The organism is Hydrogenivirga sp. 128-5-R1-1 (assembly GCF_000171895.1).
On sequence record NZ_ABHJ01000504.1, the window covers coordinates 1 to 1,096 of the forward strand.

The 1,096-nt window shown below is 33.6% G+C and carries 2 protein-coding genes; one reads left to right on the plus strand and one right to left on the minus strand.

Annotation, left to right across the window (positions count from 1 at the left end):
• The first annotated feature begins 190 nt into the window (after window positions 1-190).
• A complete protein-coding gene (locus HG1285_RS00335; protein WP_008289694.1) occupies window positions 191-475 on the plus strand; it encodes a hypothetical protein in 285 nt (94 codons plus the stop codon).
• 2 nt (window positions 476-477) lie between these two features.
• On the opposite strand, the gene HG1285_RS20130 is transcribed toward HG1285_RS00335, so the two are convergent.
• A partial coding sequence (locus HG1285_RS20130; protein WP_008289696.1) for a thiamine-phosphate kinase occupies window positions 478-1,096 on the minus strand: 619 nt, incomplete at its 5' end.

Below are 1,096 nucleotides of genomic sequence, written 5' to 3' on the forward strand. Positions count from 1 at the left end.
ACAAAAGTAGAAAAAGCAATAAACAAAAAACTTAATGAAATTTACAAACTCCTTGAAAAATATGAATAACTCTTAAGCAGGTGTCCACTCTGGACGCCTGTAATTCTTTTCAAAATCTCCTTTTCCAGAAGTCAGAAAATCCCTTAAAAATCCGTTCTATTAATACAAAATCTTTTTAGGAGGTCTTTTTATGGAAAATAATCCAAATTTAGAAAGGGATAGAAAATATTTTCCATTTATTATCTATGTTATAGATTCTGTTCCTGAACTTACTGAAGCTGCGAAGGAAAGCAGATTTATATTTGATATTCTGGATGCTTGGGAAATGGAAGAAACCACTTTCGTTTTTTACAGAATTACAACAGATCCTCAAATGAAAGATTTTGAATATGTTATTGTAGAAGTTCAAGATAATGAAGTTACAAGATTTGAAATAACTTCAGACATCCTCGAAACTTTCCTGTATGCTTTTTAAAGTTAAAGATGTTCAAAGCCTTGAGGTTTTAAAGGAGATAGACCGGTTTTTTCCTTTATAAATATACCTTTCCCCTGTTCCACGTATCCTATCTGGAAACAGTTTTCAAATTTGTCAATATTTTCCGGTTTAGCTGTAAACAGGAGTTGATAGTCTTCTCCTCCATATAAGATGTATTCATATGGGTTTTTATTATATTTCTGACAGAATTTTTCAAGGTCTGGATGAACAGGTAATCTGTCTTTTTCTATAACAACTTTTACACTGCTTGCCTTTTGGAGATGTCCAAGGTCTGCAACAAGCCCATCACTAATGTCTACACAGCTGTTTGCATATTTCATTATTTTCTCTGACAACTCAGCAGGAACCACAGGTTTTGTATGGGTTTTAATTAGTCTTTCCTCAAAATCTTCGTAATAATTTTTATCCATCAATAGAAGTTCCAGACCTGCACGGGACAAGCCTGTATGTCCGGAAACAAGAAGAATATCCTCTTCCTGTGCTCCTTTTCTCAAAACAGGTCTTTCTGTTTGTCCAACAATAAATAAATCCAGTATAATTTCCTCAGATGCAGAAGTATTTCCACCTATAACGCTGCAATTATAGTAATCACAAGCTTCC

Bases quoted from the DNA above. Each gene is read 5' to 3' on its own strand.
- HG1285_RS00335 (WP_008289694.1), top strand. From the start codon at position 191: ATGGAAAATAATCCAAATTTAGAAAGGGATAGAAAATATTTTCCATTT.